General features: G+C 31.5%; 21 protein-coding genes. 16 read left to right on the forward strand and 5 right to left on the reverse strand.

From position 1 onward, the window contains the following. Positions 1 to 650, forward strand: a 650-nt coding sequence (locus tag EC396_RS09940; RefSeq protein ID WP_164975240.1) for a fasciclin domain-containing protein, incomplete at its 5' end; no start/stop codon positions are given. Positions 651 to 761: 111 nt separating this feature from the next. Here EC396_RS09940 and EC396_RS09945 read toward each other — a convergent pair. The 4 genes from EC396_RS09945 to EC396_RS09960 are packed head-to-tail and all read right to left on the reverse strand — an operon-like array spanning position 762 to position 3,259. Then, positions 762 to 1,250: a hypothetical protein gene (locus EC396_RS09945; RefSeq protein ID WP_129366553.1), complete on the reverse strand. Its 489-nt coding sequence runs from the start codon at positions 1,248 to 1,250 to the stop codon at positions 762 to 764. A gap of 51 nt (positions 1,251 to 1,301) precedes the next feature. Continuing rightward, a complete protein-coding gene (locus EC396_RS09950; protein WP_129366554.1) occupies positions 1,302 to 2,138 on the reverse strand; it encodes a sulfurtransferase in 837 nt (278 codons plus the stop codon). A 5-nt stretch (positions 2,139 to 2,143) separates the two neighbouring features. After that, the gene (locus EC396_RS09955; RefSeq protein ID WP_129366555.1) at positions 2,144 to 2,821 is read right to left on the reverse strand and encodes a toxin-antitoxin system YwqK family antitoxin; all 678 of its coding nucleotides are present in this window, start codon (positions 2,819 to 2,821) and stop codon (positions 2,144 to 2,146) included. Beyond that, on the reverse strand, positions 2,822 to 3,259 hold the full coding sequence (locus EC396_RS09960) for a heme-binding domain-containing protein (protein ID WP_129366556.1): 438 nt from the start codon (positions 3,257 to 3,259) through the stop codon (positions 2,822 to 2,824). Positions 3,260 to 3,395: 136 nt separating this feature from the next. Here EC396_RS09960 and EC396_RS17865 point away from each other — a divergent pair, with 136 nt between their 5' ends. The 15 genes from EC396_RS17865 (at position 3,396) to EC396_RS10030 (ending at position 19,514) form a co-directional block, all read left to right on the forward strand. Then, entirely contained in the window at positions 3,396 to 3,551 is a 156-nt protein-coding gene (locus EC396_RS17865; RefSeq protein WP_164975241.1) for a hypothetical protein, read from the forward strand. 108 nt (positions 3,552 to 3,659) lie between these two features. Beyond that, on the forward strand, positions 3,660 to 4,229 hold the full coding sequence (locus EC396_RS09965; RefSeq protein WP_129366557.1) for an adenylosuccinate lyase: 570 nt from the start codon (positions 3,660 to 3,662) through the stop codon (positions 4,227 to 4,229). Positions 4,230 to 4,287: 58 nt separating this feature from the next. Continuing rightward, the gene (purB, locus tag EC396_RS09970) at positions 4,288 to 5,631 is read left to right on the forward strand and encodes an adenylosuccinate lyase (protein ID WP_129366558.1); all 1,344 of its coding nucleotides are present in this window, start codon (positions 4,288 to 4,290) and stop codon (positions 5,629 to 5,631) included. Positions 5,632 to 5,643: 12 nt separating this feature from the next. Next, the gene (locus EC396_RS09975; protein WP_129366559.1) at positions 5,644 to 6,015 is read left to right on the forward strand and encodes a hypothetical protein; all 372 of its coding nucleotides are present in this window, start codon (positions 5,644 to 5,646) and stop codon (positions 6,013 to 6,015) included. 2 nt (positions 6,016 to 6,017) lie between these two features. Then, positions 6,018 to 6,791 carry a TerC family protein gene (locus tag EC396_RS09980; RefSeq protein ID WP_129366560.1) on the forward strand — a complete coding sequence of 258 codons (774 nt, stop codon included), beginning with the start codon at positions 6,018 to 6,020 and terminating at the stop codon, positions 6,789 to 6,791. A 191-nt stretch (positions 6,792 to 6,982) separates the two neighbouring features. Beyond that, positions 6,983 to 7,966 carry an AI-2E family transporter gene (locus tag EC396_RS09985; protein ID WP_240665680.1) on the forward strand — a complete coding sequence of 328 codons (984 nt, stop codon included), beginning with the start codon at positions 6,983 to 6,985 and terminating at the stop codon, positions 7,964 to 7,966. A gap of 136 nt (positions 7,967 to 8,102) precedes the next feature. Then, complete coding sequence (locus EC396_RS09990; protein WP_129366562.1) at positions 8,103 to 9,050, forward strand: peptidoglycan DD-metalloendopeptidase family protein; 948 nt, start codon at positions 8,103 to 8,105, stop codon at positions 9,048 to 9,050. Between the two features lie 104 nt (positions 9,051 to 9,154). Next, entirely contained in the window at positions 9,155 to 10,465 is a 1,311-nt protein-coding gene (locus EC396_RS09995; protein WP_240665681.1) for a TolC family protein, read from the forward strand. Positions 10,466 to 10,490: 25 nt separating this feature from the next. Then, positions 10,491 to 11,558: an efflux RND transporter periplasmic adaptor subunit gene (locus tag EC396_RS10000; protein WP_129366564.1), complete on the forward strand. Its 1,068-nt coding sequence runs from the start codon at positions 10,491 to 10,493 to the stop codon at positions 11,556 to 11,558. A gap of 113 nt (positions 11,559 to 11,671) precedes the next feature. Beyond that, positions 11,672 to 14,863 (forward strand): efflux RND transporter permease subunit, encoded by a 3,192-nt coding sequence (locus EC396_RS10005; protein ID WP_129366565.1) that lies wholly within the window; start codon positions 11,672 to 11,674, stop codon positions 14,861 to 14,863. Positions 14,864 to 14,869: 6 nt separating this feature from the next. After that, a complete protein-coding gene (locus tag EC396_RS10010; protein ID WP_129366566.1) occupies positions 14,870 to 15,175 on the forward strand; it encodes a hypothetical protein in 306 nt (101 codons plus the stop codon). 173 nt (positions 15,176 to 15,348) lie between these two features. After that, a complete protein-coding gene (locus EC396_RS10015; RefSeq protein WP_129366567.1) occupies positions 15,349 to 15,534 on the forward strand; it encodes a DUF2892 domain-containing protein in 186 nt (61 codons plus the stop codon). 74 nt (positions 15,535 to 15,608) lie between these two features. After that, positions 15,609 to 15,896, forward strand: a complete 288-nt coding sequence (locus tag EC396_RS10020; protein ID WP_129366568.1) for a hypothetical protein — start codon at positions 15,609 to 15,611, stop codon at positions 15,894 to 15,896. A gap of 42 nt (positions 15,897 to 15,938) precedes the next feature. Continuing rightward, positions 15,939 to 18,194 (forward strand): TonB-dependent receptor, encoded by a 2,256-nt coding sequence (locus EC396_RS10025; RefSeq protein ID WP_129366569.1) that lies wholly within the window; start codon positions 15,939 to 15,941, stop codon positions 18,192 to 18,194. Between the two features lie 102 nt (positions 18,195 to 18,296). Beyond that, positions 18,297 to 19,514 (forward strand): uracil-xanthine permease family protein, encoded by a 1,218-nt coding sequence (locus tag EC396_RS10030; protein WP_129366570.1) that lies wholly within the window; start codon positions 18,297 to 18,299, stop codon positions 19,512 to 19,514. 148 nt (positions 19,515 to 19,662) lie between these two features. On the opposite strand, the gene EC396_RS10035 is transcribed toward EC396_RS10030, so the two are convergent. Next, the gene (locus EC396_RS10035; RefSeq protein ID WP_205757935.1) at positions 19,663 to 20,961 is read right to left on the reverse strand and encodes an NCS2 family permease; all 1,299 of its coding nucleotides are present in this window, start codon (positions 20,959 to 20,961) and stop codon (positions 19,663 to 19,665) included. Position 20,962: the final 1 nt, after the last annotated feature.

Consider the following 20,962-nt stretch of genomic DNA (forward strand, 5'->3'; position numbering starts at 1 on the left):
TTATGGGAGATGTTAGATCAACTGATATTGAAACTGGATATGTTTCAACACTTTCAACTGCTACACCAAACGGTAAAAAAATGAGTATGTATATTGAAAAAACTTCAGTAGTTAAAATAAACGGAATGTCTATGGTTACAAATGCAGACAATGTAGTAGACAATGGTGTTATTCACTTAGTTGATAAAGTTATTGGTTTACCAACAGTTGTAACTTTTGCAACTTCAAATGCTAATTTTTCAACTTTAGTTGCTGCATTAACAAGAAATGACCAACCAAATTTTGTTGCAACATTATCTACTGCAAACGGAACAAATCCAGCACCTTTTACAGTATTTGCTCCAACAAATGAAGCTTTTGGTAATTTACTAACAGAATTAAATGCTCCTAATTTAGCAGCTATTGATGCAGCTACTTTAACAGCAACATTAAATTCTCACGTAGTTGCAGGAGCTAACGTAATTGCCAGCCAATTATCAGACAATATGACTGTAACAACTTTAGGTGGCAATATTACAGCAAATGTTACTGGTGGTGCAAAATTAACAGACGCCAATAACAGAAATAGCAATATAATAGCATATGATGTACAAGCATCAAACGGTGTTGTACACGTAATTGACAAAGTTATTTTACCAGCTCTTAATTAAAATATTTACTAAATATTGGTTTGAGTTTAGTTTAAATTTGGTTAATGGAAAAGCATTCTAGTTATTTAGAATGCTTTTTTTATGTTTTTATGTTGAAGCAGAAATTCTGTCTTACGATTCTATTAATAATTTAAGTGATTTAATTTTATAAGAAATTTTATAAATCGCAAAGCTTACAATGGCAAAAACCACTAACTGAAAAGCAATTACAAACAATATAGCATGTAAAAACGTAAAACCAATTTCCTGAAAATAAACACCAATTGCCAATGAAATTAATACCCAAAAAATGATGAAAATGGTAAAAAGTACGCCAAATAAAATAATGAGTATAAAATAAGATTTAAGTTCTTTTCTAATTAAACCAATAACCTCTTTTTTTATGTATTGTTGAATTAGTTCGAAAGGTGATTTTATAACACTTACAAAAAAGGATATCAGCAAATCAAAAATTGCTTTAACGGGTCCTTTTCTACGTGATTTTTTTCTTTTTCTTTTTGAAAGTTCTTCAGAGTCAACTTCATCATCTGAAACGGTCTCAAAACTTATACTGTTTTTTAAAATTTTCTCAATTTCACTTAAAATCTTTACTTGTTTCATATGCTTATTTTAGTCTGATATCTTAAATTTCTTTATCAAATATATTAAAATCTAATTTGCTTCAACAGGAAATTTCCCCATTTGACCCCATTCAGACCAAGAACCGTCGTATAACGACTTTGGATTGTCGGCAACCAATTCACTTGCCAATAAAATAATACAAGCTGTAATACCAGATCCACAGGTAAAAATAAGTTGTTTTTCATTGGCATTAAAAGACTTAAACAATGCTGCCAATTTAGATTTTGACAACATTTTACCATTTTCCAAAACCTTTTTATAAGGAAAGTTTTTAGCGCCAGGCATATGTCCACTTGCCATATTTTCTCTAGGTTCCGGTACACTTCCATCAAAACGGGTTTCGCCCCTAGCATCTAAAATCAATACATTTTCGTTGTTTAAATTTGCCAAAATTTGTTGCGCATCAACTACCATTTCCGATTGATAATTAGCTTCAAAGTCGCCTTTTTTAAATGTTGTTTTTACAGGTTCTTCACAAGGCAATCCTGCTTTTTTCCAAGCAGACAAACCACCATCTAAAACAGCAACATAAGGATGCCCCATTGCTTTAAACATCCACCAGGCACGTGGACTTGTATAAATACCTAAGTTATCGTAAACAACAATAATGCTATTTTTATTGATTCCTAGTTTTTGACATTCTTTGGTGAAAGTTTCAGCATTGGGCATCATATTTGGAATTGCATTGTTTTTATCAAAAAACACATTTTCCATATCAAAATAACGAGCACCTTTAATTTGAAGATTTGGAAACTCAGCCACTAAGCCCGAAACATTGTTTTTAACACTTGCATCTAAAATAACCAAATTTGGAATGTCTAAATTTTTAGAAAGCCAGTTTACAGATACTAAAGGATTTAAAGTCATATCATTTATTTTTGTTTAACATCTTCTTCTTTTGCCGGTTTGCCATTTTCAAAATAATTCCATTCACCTATTCTTTCATTGTTTTCGTAATAACCAGTCATAGTTAATTCACCCGCCGTATTGTAATATTTTGCCAAGCCACTTAATTTACCATTTTTATAGTTCAAATCATCTAACAAAATACCTTCATCAGAAAAGCGTTTTAAATTACCTTCTAAAACACCATTTTTATAAAACATAGTCTCTGTTATTTTTCCGTTTCGGTAATACGTTTTTGATTCACCATCAAGCAATCCATTTTTATAATTTTCTTCGGAAACAATTGTTTTACCATCTTTATGATAAAAAACCCATAAACCAACCCGATTTTCACCATCCATTTCACCATTACTTTCTAAAACACCTTCTGTAGAATAAAATGCAACTTTAGCAATATTTGAAGCTGTTGAAAAAGTTTTGATAATAATAGGTTCACTATTGCTTATCATACTGTAAAACTTAAAAACACCAACTTCTTTTCCGTTTTCAAATTGTCCGCGATAACGCACATTACCATTGTCGTAATATTTTACCCATTCGCCAGTTCGTTCTCCATTTTTGTTGAATTGATTGACTTTTTCTTGCGCATTAACGGCGCTCAATCCAATTATAAAAAACGTGAAAATTACAGTCAATCCTTTCATTTATTCAACTTCAATAGATTCAACCCAATTTAACAACAACTTGTATTGCTCTGGAGTCATTGCTGCATCTTTATGAATTAACAAATAACTTTTTAAAGGCATACCTTGACCTTCTAAAACTTCCTCCAAATCGTTTGCAATATGTTCCTGCTGATTTTTATTGTAAACAGTCCATTCTGAAAAATTTAAATGCTCTTTACCTTCGTTAATGTGCTGTGCTAAAAACCAAGAAACTGGTGCAATTTCGCTGTACCAAGGATAAACCGTATTATTTGAATGACAATCGTAACAAGAAGTAGTTAAAATTTTATCAACTTCAGCAGGAATAGGCATTACTGTTGAAATGTGATTGACATCGTTTTTAGAATCATTTTTAGTAGGACGAACCATTTGAATCAATATAAATAGGACTAAAATTCCCAAAAGCACTTTTTTCATTTATCTATTTTTTTGTTGTTTATAATCTATAAAATTAGCACAATTATCAAAATTATACACAAAGCTCAACTTATTATTTTGTTAATAATATTACAAGGTGTTATTTTGTTTTTTAAATTTAACCTAAATTTAAATTATGGGCATCTCAAATTTTTGGTTTTTTACCATTATGACAGTTATTATACTGCACGTTTTAGTGGCTTTTATTTATTTGATGTATAAATTAATGCCTAAAAAAAAGGATGAAAATTTAAAAAAATCAAAAGTTAAAAATACCGAAGATGAAAAATAAATTAAGAGCTACTTAAAAAACTACATACCAACTATTTATTGTTTTTTATTGTATCGAATTTAATCAAATAAAAAAATACAAACAACTGTATTTCAATATTTTATAAAAGTGACTAAAACCTATTTAATAACACAATTAGAGCAAATTGAAAATGCAAAACGAGAAAACCGTATGCGAGTTACCAATTTGGTACTTAAAAACAAGGAATTGTTTCCTTTTTTAATAGAAATTGTTTTTGAATTAAAAGGCAAAACAGCCATAAAAGCAGCCTGGATATTGGAATTGGTTTGTGCTGAAAATATTGAATTATTAGCCCCTCACCTTCACTTTTTTGTAGAAAATATAAAAAAATTAAAGCACGATAGCGCTGTTAGACCAGCATCTAAAATTTGTATGTTTTTGGCGCAAAAACAAGCTTCAAAAATTGATATCATTATTAAAAATTATTTAACAAAAGCACAAATAGATACCATTATTGAAACTAGTTTTGACTGGTTAATTGGCAAACACAAAGTGGCAACAAAAGCCTATGCAATGACAAGTCTTTATTTATTAGGAAAAAATACAGACTGGGTACATCACGAATTAAAATTAATCATTCTACAAAATATGGTTACAGAAAGTGCCGCTTATAAAGCACGAGGAAAGATGACTTTAGCACTGATAAACAAGAAATAAATGCGTAAAATATGGGTTAAATTCATTAATTTCGCATTTTTCAACATAAAAACAACATATGTCCTTAACAAGTTTAAACGCCATATCACCAATAGATGGTAGATACAGAAGTAAAGTAGCAAATTTAGCACCGTTTTTTTCGGAAGAAGCTTTGATAAAATACAGAGTAAAAGTAGAAGTTGAATACTTTATTGCTTTATGTGAGATTCCATTACCACAATTAGCAGATTTTGATGCTTCATTATATCCAGCATTGAGAAATATTTATATCGAATTTTCTTCAGAAGATGCTCAAAAAATAAAAGATATTGAGTCTATTACCAATCACGATGTAAAAGCTGTAGAATACTTTATCAAAGAAAAATTTGATGCTTTAAATCTTCAAAAATACAAAGAGTTTATCCATTTTGGATTGACCTCACAAGATATCAACAACACTTCAATTCCGTTATCTATAAATGATGCTTGTGATATTGTTTATTATCCTGAATTGGCTGAATTGGTTCAAAAATTAAGAGAATTGGCTACAGAATGGGCTAACATTCCTATGTTGGCACGTACCCACGGTCAACCAGCTTCTCCAACACGTTTAGGCAAAGAAATCTATGTTTTTGTTGAACGTATTGAGCAACAAATAAAACTATTACAAAACATACCTTATGCTGCTAAATTTGGTGGTGCAACTGGTAATTACAATGCGCACAAAGTTGCATATCCAACTATAGATTGGAAAGCTTTTGGAACTCATTTTGTTGAAAATATTTTGGGCTTACACCACTCATTTCCAACAACACAAATTGAACATTACGATCATTTAGCTGCTATTTTTGATGCTCAAAAACGTATCAACAATATTTTAATTGACTTTAACAGAGACATTTGGACGTATGTTTCTATGGATTATTTTAAACAAAAAATTAAAAAAGGTGAAGTTGGTTCATCGGCAATGCCTCACAAAGTAAATCCGATTGATTTTGAAAATTCAGAAGGAAACTTAGGTATCGCAAATGCATTATACGAACATTTATCTGCTAAATTACCAATCTCTCGTTTACAACGCGATTTAACAGATTCTACTGTTTTAAGAAATGTAGGTGTGCCACTTGCGCATACTATTATTGGTTTTTCTTCAACTTTAAAAGGCTTGAATAAATTATTGATTAATGAAGCTAAATTTGCTGAAGATTTAGAAAATCACTGGGCGGTAGTTGCAGAAGCAATTCAAACAATTTTAAGAAGAGAAGCATACCCTAATCCGTATGAAGCTTTAAAAGGATTGACTAGAACCAACGAAAAAATTACCCAAAAATCTATGGCTGATTTTATTGATAGCTTAGAAATTTCAAACGAAATTAAAGCCGAATTAAAAGCCATTACACCAAGTAATTACACTGGTATTTAATAAAATAAGACTATGAAAAAAATTGTTTTACTATTTTCATTTTTTGCACTATTAATTGGTTGTAAAGAAAAAACACCAAGTCCTGATAGATTTAAATCGGGTACTTTTGAAATTCCTGCTGATAAAAGTTATTCAAAAACAATTATCACGCGTATCGATTCTTTGCAAATTGAACAATATGAGCAAAAAATTGACACATTTTCTATTTCATGGAAAAACAATTTTAATTATACCTTAGTAATGATCAATCCTAAATCTGTTATTGATGAAGATCCGATTTATGTAAAAATTACAAATATCGAAAATGATTCGTACGATTTTGAAGCAGTTATTGGTCATTCCAATTTTGTACAAAAAGGTAGCATAACAAAAATAGCCGATTAATTGTGGAAATATTTTTACATGCAGATGCTTGGATTGCGCTGCTAACACTAACGTTTTTAGAAATTATTTTAGGAATAGATAATATTATTTTTATTTCTATAACTGCTGGTAAATTACCCAAAGAAAAAATTAAAAAAGCCACAAGATTGGGATTGCTCCTGGCATTGGTTTTTAGAATTATATTGTTAATGGGTGTTTCGTATTTAATTTCTATGAAAGCTCCATTTTTAAATTTTGACCTTTCTTGGTTTAAAGCAGGTATTACTGGCCAAAGTGTTATTTTAATTTTAGGAGGTATCTTTTTACTATACAAAAGCACCAAAGAAATTCACCATAAAGTTGAAGGCATTGAAGAAGAACACAATACAAATTCAACAAAAAGTAAAGTTGCCGCCACATTTGGTATGGTTATTTTACAAATTGTTATGATTGACATTGTTTTTTCATTTGACTCTGTTTTAACAGCTGTTGGTATGACCAATGGTGTTCCGGGTGCATTATTAATCATGATAACTGCCGTTATAGTTTCTATGATTATTATGATGATTTTTGCGGTTCCTGTGGGTGATTTTGTAAACAAACATCCAACCATTCAAATGTTGGCACTGTCATTTTTAATTTTAATTGGCTTTATGCTAATTACTGAAGGTGCTCACTTATCTCATGTTGAAATATTTGACAAACAAGTTGGTGCAATTCCTAAAGGGTATTTGTACTTTGCCATAGCATTTTCACTGGGTGTTGAAGCTCTAAACATGAAGGTTCGAAAAAAGTAACTAGCTTTTGTAAAAATTATAAAATAGCTATAAAATTTATATTTACAGTATTTAAAAAAATCCCGCCAAACGCGGGATTTTTCTTTGTAACTTTGCTCTCATTAATTTTTAAATCTATGAACGAGCGTAAAACAACAAATATTTTATTACTGGTAATCGTAGTTCCACTCATTTTTTATTTACTAAAAATATTGAGTTTTATACTTATCCCTTTGATATCGTCATTGTTTATTGCCTTGTTATTTTTACCATTAATGAGATGGTTAACAAAACGAAACATTCCTAATTTTTTAAGCATCATTATTGTTTTATCCATTTTTGCAGTTTCATTTTTACTGGGTGCCGAAATTATAAAACTAGCTGGTCGAGAAATTGTACAAACTCAAGATGCTTTTTTAGCAAAAGCCCAGATAAAATTAACCGATTTAACTTTTTTAATTGAAGATTCTCTTGGCATACAATTGCTAAATGACGGCAATTTTTTAAATAAAATTGTTAACAACGACGATTTTGGAAAGAATTTTGGAAACACAATTGGGTTAATTATCAATACCGTTACCATGTTATTAATGACCGCCTTTTTTGTTGTTTTATGGTTGGCTGAATCTATTAATTTTTACAAAATTTTTAGTGGCGCAATATTCAAACAAAAATATGCTTCGGCAAAAATCTTTATGAAAATTGAAGATGATTTGATACAATTTGTAAAAGTAAAGTTTTTTGTAAGCGCCTTAACAGGCATAGGATTTGGATTGGCTTGTTACTTTTTTAATGTCAGTTTCCCAATATTTTGGGGCTTGGTTGCCTTCTTTTTAAATTTTGTACAAATGATTGGTTCCATAGTTTCTGTGATTTTATTGGCAATATTTGCTTTTGTAGAATTAGACCCAACAAGTACCCTGTTTTTCTTTATTTTATCAATCACACTGGTTCAAGTAGTATTTGGTAGCATTTTAGAACCTATTTTTATGGGTAAATCATTTTCAATAAATGTCATTGCTATTTTGGTATCTTTAATGCTTTGGGGCTATATTTGGGGCGTACCTGGTTTAATTATGTCTATTCCAATAACTGTATTCTTAAAAATTATTTTTGAACAATTTCCACAAACAAAACTTTTTTCATCACTACTATCAGGAAAATCGGGAGAAATTCATTTTTCTAAATTAAAATAATCGTTCTTTTATCATTTTTCAATATATTTGATTGATTTTAACAATCCTATATCAGTTGATTCTTTAAATGCAGGTTTACAACTATGAATGTAAACAAAGAATAAATCGCATATAGAAATTATTAAAAAAATTGAAAATGAAAAAAAGCATCAACTATTTAATAGCTTTATTGTCTATTGCATTAATTTGTAAAACTTCTTACGCTCAAAACAACAACATCACCATCGAAATTACAAGACACGATGATAAAAGTGTTGATTTAACTTATAAAAAGCTATTACCCGGAAGTTATTATTTAGAACTCGAATTAAACGACTTAACAAATTGTAATTCTGGAGATTTTAAAGGTGTTATTAATAATTATACAGGGGTATTATTAAGGTTAAAACCAAATAACGATAAACAACATATTAATTTTTCTTATTCATATAGGTATATGATTGGTGTACCAAATCCTAATATTGATAGTTCATTTACCTATATCCTTCCTTTTAAAAATGGTAAAAAATTTAAAATTGGTGAATCATCTCATGTAGGTGAAAAATATTTAGGACACGAAAGACCTATAAATTGGAAATCGTATTCATTAAATTCAAAAAATCCTGATACAGTTTGTAGTATGCGTAAAGGAATTGTTGTGAAAATAATTGATGACTTTGAAAATAATGAAACTAAAGGTACATTTTTTACCAACAAAACAAATGAGATCTTAATTGAACATGCTGACGGAACTTATGCGCGCTATATTAATTTAAAACACAAATCAATGTTTGTAAAATTAGGTCAAACTGTTTATCCTCAAACTGCATTGGGTATTATGAATGAATATGGAGCTGAAAATTACAGACTAAGTTTCCAAATATATTCTTATTACTATACAAACTTTAAAGAAAAAGACAAGCAATTAAAAGAAAATGAGAGTTCTTTAAAATTTATAGCACCTAAGTTTATAACACAAAATGGTATTGTTAACATTAAATCTGGACAAGAATATATGGCTGGTTTTAATGAAACCGTTATGTTTAAAGAATTTAGAAAATCTGAACAAAAAAAATACAAAAAAGACCCTACGCTGTTCAACTAAATTTAAGATTCTGTTATAAATGTTACATAAGTTTGTAATGTTTATTACGGTTCACGCATTATGCCTCAACTACTTTTGCATTGAACTAAAAAATGCAAAAAATTATGAGAGGCAAAAACAAAATCTTATTTATATTTTTTCTAACTAACTTTTTAATATTACATGCCCAACAAGAAGTCATTATTTCTTTGGATGAAATATTATCAAAAGCCGCAGAAAATAACTACACGATTAAAATTTCTGAAGAAGATGTAAATGCAGCCAAAGCTGAATACAATCAGACTAAATCTGTTTTTTTACCAAATATAAATGCATCCTATTCAGGAATTGCAACAACCAATCCGTTAATGGCATTTGGTTCTAAATTAAATCAGGGAATTTTAACACCTGGCGATTTTGATCCAGCTTTGTTAAACGACCCAGACAATACTACAAACTTTGCAACCAAATTTGAAATTCAGCAACCTATATTTAATATGGATGGTTTTCAAATGCGAAAAGCTGCAAAATCTAAATTAAATGCTGTTGAATTGCAATCGGCTCGTACGGCAGATTATATGAAATTGGAAATTACCAAAGCATATATGCAATTGCAATTGGCTTACAAAGCTGTTGAAGTTTTAGAAAGTGCAAAACAAGCTGCTTTGGCAAACAAAAAAATAGCCGACGACAATTTTAACCAAGGCTATATGCAAAAAGCCGATGTTTTATTGGTTGATATTTATGCAACTGAAGTCGAAAATCAATTACAAAATGCAAAAAGCAATATTAAAAACGCATCTGATTATGTACTTTTTTTAATAGGTGAAACAAGTGAAATTGCTTTAAAACCAACAAAAACTTTAGAAGCTGAATTAGATTTAAATCTGTACACAACTGCTTTTTCTATTAACAGGGCTGATATTGAAGCTATGGAAGAAAGCACCAATGCTTACGAGCATATGTACAAAGCTTCAAAAATGAGCTATGTACCAAGCTTAAATGCTTTTGGAAGTTATGAAATGTACAATAAAGACATTTTTGAAGGAAATTCTGGTGGCTATTTGGTAGGCGCTCAATTAAAATGGAATGTGTTTGAAGGTTTTAAACGTGTTGGTGAAACTCAAAAAACAAAAGCCGAATTTAACAAAGCTAACTTACAATTAGATGAGTATAAAAGCAAAAGCGAATTGGAATTTAACAAAGCTAAGCGCGATTTAAAAGATGCTGAAAATAGCTTACACCTTAATAGTTTAGCTTTAGAACAATCAAGTGAATCTTTACGTATTAGAACCAACCGTTTTAAAGAAGGATTGGAAAAATCTTCGGATTTATTGATTTCTGAAACACAGTATTTACAAAAACAACTAGCCTACTTACAAACCGTTTTTAATTACAATTATACAAAAGCGTACGTAAACTTTTTAACTAAATAAAATCAAGACTTTAAAATTTTATAAAATGAAAAATACACTAAAAATAGCAGCCATTTTAACTTTGTTTTTTGTCGCAAGTTGCGGAAATGACAAAAAGGCAAATATTGACAATAGACCTGCAGTTAATGTAAAAGTTAGTACACCAGCAACAAATGGCGGTACATTTGTTACTGCAAGTGGTAAAATTGAAGCAGTACAAAATGCCAATATTAGTACCCGAATGATGGGTTATGTAAACAATGTACTTGTAAATGTTGGCGACAAAGTTGCTAAAGGACAATTGTTAATTAACATAAACAGTGCAGATATTTCGGCACAAAAAGCACAGGTAAACGCAGGAATTGTTGAAGCTACTGTAGCTTTAAACAATGCTGAAAAAGATTACCAAAGATACAAAAGCTTATTTGCGCAAAACAGTGCATCGCAAAAAGAAATGGATGATATGACTACCAACTACGAAATGGCAAAAGCACGATTAGAGTCGGCAAAACAAATGAAAAACCAGGTAAATGCACAGTTGTCTTATTCAAATATTACAGCACCATTTAGCGGTATTGTTACCGGAAAATACATTAATAAAGGCGATATGGCAAACCCAGGAATGCCTTTGTTAAGTATAGAAACACCTGGAGCATTTCAGGTAATGGCAATGGTGCCTGAATCTCAAATTGCTGAAATTAATGAAAATAGCACGGTACAAGTTTTGGTAAAATCGTTGAACAAAATGGTTGACGGAAAAGTAACTGAAATTAGCACATCGGCTAAAAATACAGGCGGACAATATTTGGTAAAAATTATATTGGACAAAACGGATACTTCTATTTTATCGGGCATGTTTGCTATTGCAAAATTTACTGTAAAAAATGAAGGTGAAGGAACTATTTTAATTCCAACATCGGCAGTTGTTACCAACGGAAGTTTAAAAGGTATTTATACGGTTAGTGAACAAAATACAGCCATTTTACGTTGGTTGCGTTTTGGTAACGTACAAGGTGATCAAATAGAAGTACTTTCTGGCTTAAATGCTGATGAATCTTACATTGTTGAGGCAGATGGAAAGTTATCTAACGGTGTAAAAGTAAACATTCAATAAACTAAACTTGCGTTAGGGATAGCAGTGAAAATCCTTTTTTTTGATAAAAAAAAAGATTGAAACGAATAGCCCGACACCGTTTTTACGGTGTAACGCCCAAAAAATATAAAAAAATGAACGAAGGAATATCAGGTAAAATAGCCAGTGCCTTTATCAATTCTAAGTTAACTGTTTTGTTAATGGTTGCTTTGATGATTATTGGTGTGTATAGTTCTTTTTTAATACCTAGAGAAGAAGAACCGCAAATTATTGTACCAATGGCCGATGTAATGGTTGGCTATCCGGGTGCGAGTCCGAAAGAAGTTGAAAACAGGGTTGTAAAACCTTTGGAAAAAATAATTTCGAACATTAAAGGTGTAGAACACGTTCACGCAATGGCAATGAACGGTCAGGCAATGATTATTGTGCAGTTTTATGTAGGTGAAGATACTGAAAACTCGTACGTTAAATTGTACGACGAGTTGATGAAACACAGAGATCTATTTGTAAATGGCATTTATGAACCTTTGGTAAAAACACGCTCTATAGACGATGTGCCTATGCTGGGAATTACACTTTGGAGCGAAAATTACAATGATTTTGAGCTGAAACAAATTGCCGGTGAACTGGAAAATGAAGTTAAGAAAATTAAAGATGTTTCTATTACAAAAACAATTGGTGGAAGAAATCGTGTGCTAAAAATTAATCTTGACAAAGCAAAAATGGCCGAAAACGGGGTTGATGCTATTGAGATTATGCAAATGATACAAGCCAACAACCAACAGATGCAAAGTGGTAGTTTTGTAAAAAACGACACTGAATTTTTAGTAACTACTGGTAATTTTTTAAAATCGGATGACGATGTTAAAAATATTGTTGTTGGGGTAAATCAAAACTTACCTGTTTACCTAAAACAAGTAGCAAGTATAGAAGACGGACCTGCAACACCGGCAAATTACGTATCGTTTGGTTATGGTCAAAACAATGAGAATTTTGCCAAAAATTCGTCTGAATATGCAGCAGTTACAGTATCGGTTGCAAAAGTAAAAGGTGCTGATGCTATGAAAATTTCGGAAAAGATATTGACCAAAGTTGAAACATTGAAACAAAATTTGATTCCGGATGATGTACATGTTGAAATTAGCAGAAACTACGGCGAAACAGCGTCTCACAAAGTGGGCGAATTGTTATTGCACTTAGGTGTTGCCATTATTGCAGTAACACTTTTGGTAATGTTGGCTATGGGCTGGCGCGGTGGTTTGGTGGTATTTTTATCTGTTCCGCTTACATTTGCCCTGACTTTGTTTAGCTATTATATGCTAGATTATACCCTAAACCGTATTACATTATTTGCCTTGGTTTTTGTGGTTGGTATTGTGGTTGATGATAGTATTATTATTGCCGAAAATATGCACAGACACTTTAAAATGAAGCGTTTACCATTTAAACAAGCCGCTATATTTGCTATTAATGAAGTTGGAAACCCTACTATTTTAGCCACATTTACGGTAATTGCAGCTATTTTACCAATGGCGTTTGTATCGGGTATGATGGGACCTTATATGAGTCCGATGCCAATTGGAGCTTCTATTGCTATGATGTTGTCTTTATTTATTGCTTTAACGGTAACGCCTTATTTAGGTTATCATTTATTGCGCGAAAAAGACAATGAAGAGCACAAAGAAGAGGAAGGTTTAGAAACCGGAATGATTTATAAATTTTACAAAAAAATAGAACAACCTTTATTAGACAATAAAAAGAAACGTTGGGGATTTTTAGCCGTAACATTGGTTCTTTTAATAGGCTCTGTACTTTTATTTTTCACCAAAACGGTGGTTGTAAAAATGTTGCCTTTTGACAATAAAAATGAGTTTCAGATTGTGATAGATATGCCCGAAGGCACTACTTTAGAGCGAACTGCAATTGTTACAAAAGAAATTTCGCAGTATTTGGCTACCATACCAGAAGTGGTTAATTATCAAAATTATGTGGGTACCTCTGCTCCTATTACTTTTAACGGTTTGGTGCGTCATTACGATTTACGTGGTGGAAGTAATATGGCTGATATTCAGGTAAATTTATTGCACAAAGCCGATAGAGATTTACAAAGTCACGACATTGCTAAAATTGTGCGTCCTATGGTTCAAAAAATTGGTGCAAAATACGGTGCCAATATCAAAGTAGTTGAAGTTCCGCCAGGACCGCCAGTATTGTCTACCATTGTTGCTGAAATATACGGACCTGATTATGATGAACAAATTAAAATTGCGCATCAGGTAAAAGGCATTTTAGAAAACACAGATGATATTGTAGATATTGATTGGATGGTTGAAGCCGATCAAACAGAATACAAATTAGAAGTTGACAAAGAAAAAGCAATGTTAAATGGTATTGCACCTCAACAAGTTGTTGCAACGCTTACAAGCATTTTAAGAGAACACCCGGTGTCTGCTTTATACAACGAAACCGCCAATGAAAGCATTGGTATTGTATTGGCTTTAGAAGACAATGAAAAAAGTTCGTTAGATGCCATTCAAAATATCAAAATAAAATCGAGTCAAGGATTTACAATTCCTATCAGTGATTTGGTTTCAATTAAAAAAGATACTTTGAAAAAAACCATTTACCGAAAAGATCAAAAAAGTGTGGTTTACATAACTGCAGATATGGCTGGTGCTTTGGAAAGTCCGGTATATGCAATTTTAGGAATGGAAGAAAAATTGCAAAATATAAAACTGCCAACTGGTTATAAAATTAACGAGTTGTATATGGAACAACCATCAGACGAGTCGGATTTTACCGTAAAATGGGATGGTGAATGGCAAATAACTTTGGAAGTTTTTAGAGACTTAGGAGCTGCCTTTTTAATTGTAATTGTTATTATTTATATGTTGATTGTTGGATGGTTTCAAAACTTTAAAACTCCAATTGTAATGATGGTTGCCATACCACTGTCGTTGATAGGAATTGTATTAGGACATTTAATTTTTGATGCATTTTTTACAGCAACATCTTTTATTGGAATGATTGCTTTGGCTGGGGTTATGGTTAGAAACTCGGTTTTAATAATTGATTTTATTGAAATTAGATTGAATGATGGCATTCCGTTAAAACAAGCTATTATTGATGCTGGAGCAGTAAGAACCACGCCAATTTTATTAACAACAGGTGCGGTGGTAATTGGAGCATCTATCATATTGTTCGACCCAATTTTCCAAGGATTGGCAATCTCGTTAGTGGCTGGTGCAATTGTATCAACCGTACTAACTTTAATTGTTGTGCCTTTACTTTATTATATGACTGAAAAACACAAATACGAAAAATAAAATATTATGAAACTATTGATAATAACCGCTATTAGAGGTTTTAAAAAAGAAATTAAAACCATTCTTAAAAAAGCGAATGTAAAAAATTACTCGTACAAAGATGTGATTGGTTATAGAGATGCTTCAGAATTGGCAGTGAATGAAAACTGGTTTTCTAATGAAATGAATGAAGGTGAAGCTGTCTTTTTCTACGCATTTGTACAAAAAGAAAATGTTGATCAGGTTTTTGAATTGGTAAAAGATTTTAACAATAAACAAGAAACAGCATCAAACATACATTTGGCTGAATTGAATATTGAAAGAACAAATTAGTGTAATGGTTGAATGGTGTAACGGTTTAATAGATTTCAATATTTAACTAAAATCTATCAATGTAAATACCAATGAAGTGGCTGTCTGTTTAATTTCAAACAGATTGCTTCACTTCATTGCTTTTCGTTCGCAAAAACGTAATTAAAATTTTAAATAACTAAAACTAAATAAAAATGAAAAACAGAATTATACATATTGTTGCAGGAAGCTTTATCTTAATAAGCTTATTATTAGCTGTTAAAGTAAATATCAACTGGTTGTGGTTTACCGCTTTTGTTGGTGCAAATTTATTTCAATCGGGCATTACAAAATGGTGTTTAATGGGTACAATTTTAGGTAAATTAGGTGTAAAAGATTAAAATGCTTTTTGTAATTTCGTAATCTAAATTAAAACGAAATTAAAAAAGCATTTAAACATATAGTTTCTTATCTATTGATTTCAGTGGTATTGCTGCCTTTGGCAATACAAACTGTACATGCTTTTAAAAAACACGAATACTCAGCTACAAGCAAACAGGTTTCAATAAATTTGTTTGATAATGAAATTGATTGTTCGTGTTTTCATTTTAAATCAAATCATCATGCAATTGTTTTTTCTCCTGAAGAAATTGAAATTACAAATAGTATTTCAACAAAAAACTTTTGCAATTTTGAAGTTCAAATAGCTTCAAAAACCTTTCATTTTAAAACATCAAGAGCACCCCCTATTTTATTGTCATAATTCGTTTTTTAACAACTAATAATAACAATAAAACATACATTTATGAAAAAGTTTATGACGCTAGTATTTATAGCAGTATCCTATATTTCAATAGCTCAACAAAAAATTTCGGGTATCATTACCGATGCAAATAACAATCCAATAGCTAATGCAGCTGTTTATATTGAAGAAATTCAAAAAGGAACTTCAACCAACGACAAAGGTTTTTATGAAATTTCAAACTTACCCAGTCAACCAATTCATCTTACTGTTGAATATATTGGTTTTGAAACCCAAGCAAGAACCATTAAACTACAACAACCCGAAACTGTTTTAAATTTTATTTTAAAAGAATCGGTTTTTAAAATGGAAGAAATCATTATTTCTACCCCATTTAACAAACTGCAAAATGAAAACGTGATGAAAGTTGAAAAGGCAACAATTCAACAATTAAAAAATAAAGGCGCTGCAACCTTGGCCGATGGTATTACTACAATTCCTGGAGTTTCGCAGGTTTCAACAGGTACTGGCATAGGAAAACCAGTAATTAGAGGTTTGCGTGGCAACCGCGTTTTGGTATATGCACAAGGAATAAGACTTGAAAATCAGCAATTTGGAGACGAACATGGCTTAGGAATTGACGAATCGAGTATTGAGAGTGTGGAAGTTATAAAAGGACCAGCATCACTTTTATATGGTTCTGATGCTTTGGGTGGTGTACTGTATTTTAAACCTTTACAATTTGCCGATCAAAATACCATGAACGTAAGTGCTGGCCATACTTTTTTATCAAATACCTTAGGAAACAGCACTTTTTTTGGTGCTAAAAATTCTTATAAAAAATGGAAATTTTTAGCCAACGGTTCTTTTAGTTCTAATGCAGATTATGAAATTCCTTCAGCAGAAAAAGTGACCAATACCCGTTTTAATGAAAATGTTTTTAACGCAGCTATGGGGTATAGCGACGATTTTATGTCGAGCTCTATACGTTTTAACTACAACCAAGCTAGTGTTGGAATTCCTGAAGAAATTGGTATTCAAAACAGCAACAAAACACCCCTTTTACCCTATCAGGATTTAACAACTAAAATGTTGAGTTTAAATAATATTTTCTTTTTAAACAATTCGAAAATTACAACAGTTTTTGGATACACTCAAAACGACAGAAAAGAATTTGAAGAACATGACCACGATGATCATGCTGCAGATTTAGATGAAGACGAAGTTGAACATCCTTCATTATTTTTAAAATTAAACACATTTAGTTACGATATTAAATGGAAATTACCTAACATAAAAAATTACGAATCTATTGTTGGTGTTCAAGGTATGTGGCAAAAAAACAGCAATTTTGGTGAAGAAATTTTAATACCAAATGCCAAAACAAACGACATTGGAATTTTATATACAGGTACCTACGATTGGGAAAACAACAACAGCATTCAGGGTGGAATTCGTTTTGATTTTAGAGATTTAAAAACGGAAGAACATGAGGTTGCGCACGAAGATGAAATTCATATTTATGAAGCCTTGGATAAAAACTTTAAAAACATCTCCGCTTCATTGGGGTATAAAACCAATATTTTTAAACACATTGTAAGTCGTTTTAATGTTGCCACTGGGTTTAAAGCACCTAATTTAGCTGAATTAACTTCAAACGGCGTGCATCACGGTTCTAATCGTTTTGAAGTAGGAAACCCAGATTTAACAAGTGAGCAAAATGTACAATTAGATATTGCACTTGAATATGACAAGGATCATTTAGAAATATTTGCCAACGGATTTTACAATAAAATTTATGAATATATTTTTATTTCGCCTACTGGTGAAGTTGAAGATAATTATGATGTTTATAAATATGTTCAGGAAAATGCAGCTTTGTATGGTGGCGAATTTGGTTTTCACTTACACCCACACCCATTAGATTGGTTGCATTTACAAAGTAGTTTTGAAATTGTGATAGGCAAACAAGACAATGGAAATTATTTACCATTGATACCTGCAAATCAATTTACAAATACTTTGAGAGCTGAGTACAGTATCAAAAAATGGTTAAGCAGTGGTTTTGCCAGTGTAACTTTACAAAATGTTTTAGCTCAAAATAACGTGAGTGAATTTGAGACAGCTTCAAAAGGATATAACTTGTTAAATTTTGGTGTTGGCGGAACATTTAATGTTTCAAAAGTGCATTTTAATCTTGGTTTAAACTTAAATAACGCACTTAATAAAACTTACATTTCGCATTTATCACGTTTAAAAGGTGATGAAATTCCTAATATTGGACGTAATTTTATTGTGAGTTTGAAGTTTGATTTTTAACAATTTAGAATCAATATAAATTTAAAAACAATCTAAGCGTCATGTTTAGATTGTTTTGTTTTTATGCCTATTTTTAAACGTTTTAAAAATGAACCTCAACTTATGTCAAACAACAAAAATTTAGACCCACACAATTTAGCAAATCCAGCAAAACGAATCGTTGTTGGTATTCAATTTTTATTTGTAGCCTTTGGCGCTACAGTTTTAGTCCCGCTTTTAATTGATATTGATCCTGCAATAGCTTTATTTACTGCTGGTGTTGGAACGCTTATTTTTCACTTTATAACCAATGGAAAAGTACCTGTTTTTTTAGGCAGTAGTTTTGCATTTATTGCACCTATTATTGCCGCAACAAAACTATATGGCTATGCTGGTACTTTGGGCGGAATTATAGCGGTAGGATTGGTTTATGGTATTGTTTCGGCAGTTATTAAATTATGGGGATTGAGTGTTATTGAAAAAATATTTCCAAAAGTAGTTGTTGGACCTGTAATTATGATTATTGGTTTGTCACTGGCTTCTGTTGGTGTAGATATGGCAAAAACCAATTGGCTTATTGCATTGGTAGTTTTAGCAACAGCAATTGCAATTGTTACTTTTGGAAAAGGTTTGCTAAAATTAATTCCAATTTTTATTGCAATTATTGTCGGTTATGTTTTTTCAATATTTGCTGATTTGGTAGATTTTTCATCGGTAAATGATGCCGCTTGGTTTGCCTTACCAAAATTTATCACTCCCCAATTTAATTGGGCAGCCATATTGTATATGATACCCGTTGCTGTTGCTCCTATTATTGAACATATTGGCGATATGTATGCCATTGGCGGTGTTGCTGAAAAAGAATTTGTAAAAGATCCAGGATTGCACAAAACATTGCTTGGAGACGGTATTGCAACTGCTTTTGCCGGATTTTTAGGAGGACCACCAAACACTACCTATTCAGAAGTTACTGGTGCGGTTGCTTTGACAAAAATTACCGATCCAAGAGTTTTACGCATTGCAGCAGTTACAGCCATTGTATTTTCGTTGATTGGAAAAATAAGCGCCGTATTAAAAACAATTCCACAGGCAGTTTTGGGTGGTATAATGTTGTTGCTTTTTGGTATGATAGCAAGTATTGGTATCAAAACTTTGGTAGATGCCAAAACCGATTTTTCTATCACCCGAAATCAGGTAATTGTTTCTATTATTTTAACAATTGGTATTGGTGGCGCTCAAATTAGCTACGGAAACTTTTCGTTAGCAGGAATTGGTTTGGCTTCAATTGTTGGGGTTATATTGAACTTGATTTTACCTAAAGATTCAAAAAACGTTAAATAAGTTTGTTTAAGAAGCATTAAATGGTTGGCTACAACCAGTTTCTAACAATTATTTTTTGTCTGATGCCTCGAACCAACGTTTTTAACATATAAAAAAGGCTGTCTGTAAAATTTTACAGACAGCCTTTTTACTTTATTTTTTAATTTTTTTAAAAGAAAAACTTAATCACAAATAAAACTGTAATTAGGTACATAATTGGTTTGATCTCTTTTGCTTTTCCGGTTAATAATTTAAGCAATACATAAGCCAGCATACCAAATACAATTCCTTCAGCAATACTGTAAGTTAAAGGCATCATAATAATTGTAAAAAATGCAGGAATCGCTTCTGTATAATCATCCAAATTTACTTTTGTAATAGGAGTTATCATCATTAAACCAACAATAATTAACGCAGGAGCAGTTGCAGCCGCAGGAATAATCATAAATAATGGCGCAAAAAACAAAGACAATGCAAACATAACAGCAACTGTTAAAGCAGTCATACCAGTTTTTCCACCTTCAGCAACACCAGCAGCACTTTCAACATACGTTGTAACTGTTGAAGTTCCTAACATTGCACCTACAAATGTTCCTATTGAATCGGCAAATAAAGCTTGTTTTACTCTTGGTACTCTACCTTCTTCATCTAACATACCCGACTTTGACGAAACACCAACCAGCGTTCCAACGGTATCAAACATATCAACAAATAAAAAGGTAAACAACACAATGGCCATATCAATTGTAAACACCTGTGAAAAATCGAATTTGAAAAAAATTGGCTCTATTGATGGCGGTAAACTTACAAAAGTAAATCCTTCAGGAATAATAGTTACACCAACCATTAAACCAATTAATGTTGAAACTAAAATCCCAATTAAAATAGCACCTTTAATTTGCTTCACCAATAAAACACCAATAATTATAACACCGGCTAAACCAACCCAAACAGCCGGATTTTTCATACTTCCTAAACTTACCAAAGTTGCAGGATTGTCTACAATTAAGCCAGTACCTTTTAAACCAATAAAAGCAATAAACAATCCAATACCAACAGACACAGCGTGTTTTAAATTTAACGGAATAGAATTTACAATTAATTCGCGCACATTAAATGCCGTTAAAATTAAAAATATGATACCTTCTAAAAATACAGCCGTTAAGGCAAATTTCCACGAATAACCCATTCCTAAAACTACGGTAAAAGCAAAAAATGCGTTTAATCCCATACCTGGTGCCAATGCAAAAGGCAATTTAGCAACCAATGCCATAACTAAAGTTGCAATTACTGCAGACAAAGCAGTGGCTGTAAAAACAGCATCTTTATCCATTCCTGCAGCACTTAAAATACTTGGATTTACCGCTAAAATGTAGACCATAGTCATAAAAGTGGTAATACCAGCAATAATTTCCGTTCGCAGGGTTGATTTGTTTTCGGTTATTTTAAAATATTTATCTAACATCATT

The sequence above is a fragment of the Lutibacter sp. HS1-25 genome (assembly GCF_004121075.1).
Taxonomy (GTDB): domain Bacteria; phylum Bacteroidota; class Bacteroidia; order Flavobacteriales; family Flavobacteriaceae; genus Lutibacter.

Excerpts from the sequence above, each read along its gene's own strand:
- EC396_RS09945 (WP_129366553.1), bottom strand. The coding sequence starts at position 1,250 with ATGAAACAAGTAAAGATTTTAAGTGAAATTGAGAAAATTTTAAAAAAC.
- EC396_RS09950 (WP_129366554.1), bottom strand. The coding sequence starts at position 2,138 with ATGACTTTAAATCCTTTAGTATCTGTAAACTGGCTTTCTAAAAATTTA.
- EC396_RS09955 (WP_129366555.1), bottom strand. The coding sequence starts at position 2,821 with ATGAAAGGATTGACTGTAATTTTCACGTTTTTTATAATTGGATTGAGC.
- EC396_RS09960 (WP_129366556.1), bottom strand. The coding sequence starts at position 3,259 with ATGAAAAAAGTGCTTTTGGGAATTTTAGTCCTATTTATATTGATTCAA.
- EC396_RS17865 (WP_164975241.1), top strand. The coding sequence starts at position 3,396 with ATGGGCATCTCAAATTTTTGGTTTTTTACCATTATGACAGTTATTATA.
- purB (WP_129366558.1), top strand. The coding sequence starts at position 4,288 with ATGTCCTTAACAAGTTTAAACGCCATATCACCAATAGATGGTAGATAC.
- EC396_RS09975 (WP_129366559.1), top strand. The coding sequence starts at position 5,644 with ATGAAAAAAATTGTTTTACTATTTTCATTTTTTGCACTATTAATTGGT.
- EC396_RS09990 (WP_129366562.1), top strand. The coding sequence starts at position 8,103 with ATGAAAAAAAGCATCAACTATTTAATAGCTTTATTGTCTATTGCATTA.
- EC396_RS09995 (WP_240665681.1), top strand. The coding sequence starts at position 9,155 with ATGAGAGGCAAAAACAAAATCTTATTTATATTTTTTCTAACTAACTTT.
- EC396_RS10000 (WP_129366564.1), top strand. The coding sequence starts at position 10,491 with ATGAAAAATACACTAAAAATAGCAGCCATTTTAACTTTGTTTTTTGTC.
- EC396_RS10005 (WP_129366565.1), top strand. The coding sequence starts at position 11,672 with ATGAACGAAGGAATATCAGGTAAAATAGCCAGTGCCTTTATCAATTCT.
- EC396_RS10010 (WP_129366566.1), top strand. The coding sequence starts at position 14,870 with ATGAAACTATTGATAATAACCGCTATTAGAGGTTTTAAAAAAGAAATT.
- EC396_RS10015 (WP_129366567.1), top strand. The coding sequence starts at position 15,349 with ATGAAAAACAGAATTATACATATTGTTGCAGGAAGCTTTATCTTAATA.
- EC396_RS10025 (WP_129366569.1), top strand. The coding sequence starts at position 15,939 with ATGAAAAAGTTTATGACGCTAGTATTTATAGCAGTATCCTATATTTCA.
- EC396_RS10030 (WP_129366570.1), top strand. The coding sequence starts at position 18,297 with ATGTCAAACAACAAAAATTTAGACCCACACAATTTAGCAAATCCAGCA.
- EC396_RS10035 (WP_205757935.1), bottom strand. The coding sequence starts at position 20,961 with ATGATGTTAGATAAATATTTTAAAATAACCGAAAACAAATCAACCCTG.